The organism is Nguyenibacter vanlangensis, from assembly GCF_013376155.1.
In the GTDB taxonomy this organism is placed as follows: domain Bacteria; phylum Pseudomonadota; class Alphaproteobacteria; order Acetobacterales; family Acetobacteraceae; genus Gluconacetobacter; species Gluconacetobacter vanlangensis.
Genome location: NZ_JABXXP010000455.1, coordinates 1 through 2,357, shown reverse-complemented (window position 1 = coordinate 2,357; position 2,357 = coordinate 1). Strand labels below are relative to the sequence as shown.

General features: G+C 71.1%; 4 protein-coding genes. 3 read left to right on the top strand and 1 reads right to left on the bottom strand.

Annotated elements, in window-relative coordinates:
• The 3 genes from HUK84_RS15220 to HUK84_RS15210 all read left to right on the top strand — a co-directional run.
• Positions 1 to 721: DegT/DnrJ/EryC1/StrS family aminotransferase (locus HUK84_RS15220; RefSeq protein ID WP_176641038.1), on the top strand; the 721-nt coding region annotated here is incomplete at its 5' end.
• A 34-nt stretch (positions 722 to 755) separates the two neighbouring features.
• On the top strand, positions 756 to 1,238 hold the full coding sequence (locus tag HUK84_RS15215; protein WP_176641037.1) for a hypothetical protein: 483 nt from the start codon (positions 756 to 758) through the stop codon (positions 1,236 to 1,238).
• 10 nt (positions 1,239 to 1,248) lie between these two features.
• Complete coding sequence (locus HUK84_RS15210) at positions 1,249 to 1,866, top strand: HAD family hydrolase (RefSeq protein ID WP_176641036.1); 618 nt, start codon at positions 1,249 to 1,251, stop codon at positions 1,864 to 1,866.
• Here HUK84_RS15210 and HUK84_RS15205 read toward each other — a convergent pair.
• The coding region (locus tag HUK84_RS15205) for an AI-2E family transporter (RefSeq protein ID WP_246285712.1) at positions 1,845 to 2,357 on the bottom strand (513 nt) is incomplete at its 5' end. The two genes, HUK84_RS15210 and HUK84_RS15205, sit on opposite strands and share 22 nt — an antisense overlap.

Genomic DNA, 2,357 nt, shown 5'->3' with positions numbered 1-2,357 from the left:
CATCGGCGTGGACCGGTTCGGCCAGCCGGCGCCCTGGCCCGCATTGCGGACGATCGCGGCGCATGAGGGCCTGTTCCTGATGGATGACTGCGCCCAATCCTTCGGCGGCGCGCTGTCCGGCCGCAAGCTGGGGCGCGAGGCCACGGCCACCACCCTGTCCTTCTTCCCCTCCAAGCCGCTGGGCGCCTATGGCGATGGCGGCGCGATCCTGACCGACGATCCCGACAGGGCCGAACTCTACCGCTCGCTGCGCACCCACGGCGAGGGCCGCACGCGCTACGAGGTCCTGCGCACCGGCATGAACGGCCGGCTGGACACGCTGCAGGCGGCGGTGCTGCTGGCCAAGCTGGAAGGATTCGACGCCGAACTCGCCCGGCGCGAGGCGATCGCCCGGGCTTACGATGCCGGGCTCGCCGGCCATGTCGCGATTCCCGCCCGGGTGCCCGATTCCGCCAGCGCCTGGGCGGTTTATGCCGTCCTGACCGAGGATACCCGGGCCCGCGAGGCGCTGCAGGCGCGCCTGCAGGGGCACGGCGTGCCCTCGGCGATCTATTATCCCCGCCCGCTGCACCTACAGCCCGCATACCAGCCCCACCATGACGGCGCGCGCCTGCCGGTTGCCGAAGACCTGGCATCCCGTATCCTCGCCCTGCCTATCCATCCCGAACTGACGGACGGCGAGGTCGCGCGGGTCATCGCGGCGGTGCAGGGCCAAGGTTGAAGGAATCAGGGTTGAACGAGCAGGATCGAGGGACATGAAACGGGAAACCGCGCTGCTGCTGGGGTTCTTCGCGATCACCGTCGGCACCGCCGCCGTCTTGTGGTCGTTCGCCCTGCCGAATTTCCGCCCGCTGGCCATCCCGCGCATGACGGCCGGCACCATCAGCGTCGGGCCGATGCACACCACGCACGGCCTGTCCGCCGCCGATCTCGCCACGCTGAACGACTGGCTGGCCCGCCATCACGGCGGCTGGGGTCCGCTGGGCCAGACCCCGCCATCCTCGGGCGACGCGACGCTCGACCTCGTGGCCGATCGCCCCGCCGGCCCGGACGGCAAGCCGGTGCCCTACCGCATCACCCTGTGGACGGGAATCAGCGCCGCCGACTGGAACGACACGCTCTTCGTCGAGGACCGGCCCGGCGCCGTGATCCGCGTCCGGCAGGTCTCCGACGCCGATTTCGCCATCCTGCGGCACCTGGTGGACCGCTATCCCTACGAACGAAGCGCTTTTCCATGATCCCCTTCTCATGATCCAGGTTCCGGCCGGCACACAGGCGCTGCTCTTCGATTGCGACGGCACGCTGGTCGATTCCCTGCCGCTCTACCTGCAGGGATGGCTGCGCGCCTTCGAAACGGCGGCCGGCCACGTGCTGGCGCCCGAATGGTTCCACGGGCGCGGCGGCCTGTCCGAACAGATGGTCCTGGACCTGCTCGAGGCCGAGCTGGGCCGGACGCTGGACCGGCCGGCCATCGTCGGCGCGGCCCGGCAGGCGGTGCTGGAGATCCTGCCCGATTTGCGCGAAATCGGCATCGTCGCCGACCTGGCCCGGCGCTATCGCGCCGCGCTGCCCATGGCGGTCGCGTCCAGCGGCTCGCGGCAGATCGTCGTCGCGTCGCTCACCCATACCGGCCTGCTGCCGCTCTTCGACACGGTGGTGACGGTGGATGACGTCCGCCGCCCCAAGCCCGCTCCCGATCTGTTTCTCGAGGCCGCGCGCAGGCTGAACGTCCCTCCGGCCGGCTGCCTGGTGCTCGAGGACAGCACCGAAGGCCTGGCCGCGGCCGATGCCGCCGGCATGCGCGCGGTGGATGTCCGGCCCTACATCATGTCGTCCGGCCGCCCTCACGCCTCATCGCAAGCCTGATCGCGCGGCGGGTCGCCCGGCTGGTCGCCTGGCTGATCATCGGGCGGGCCCAGCCGGTCCGTTTCGTCCAGGGGCGGGGTGGCGTGGTCCATCACCGCCAGCAGCGCCGCCGTCAGCGGCGAGGCCAGGATCAGCCCAGGCAGGCCCAGGATCGTCCCGAACACGGTCTGCGACAGGATGGTCAGGCCCGGCGGCATCTGCACCGCATGCCGCTGGATCAGCGGCGCCATCACATTGCCCTCGAAGAACTGGATCGCCGCATACAGCGCCAGCACCAGCAGCCCCTCGCGCGTACCCTGCGACAGCCCGACCAGCACCGCCGGCACCGCGCCGACGAAGGCGCCGATATAGGGGATGAAATTCGCCATCCCGGCCACCACCCCCAGCGCCAGGGCCAGCGGCACGCCGATGCACCACAGCCCCAGCCCGGACAGGATGCCCACCACCGCCATGTCCAGCGCCTGACCCGCCGTCCAGGCCCACAGGGTGCG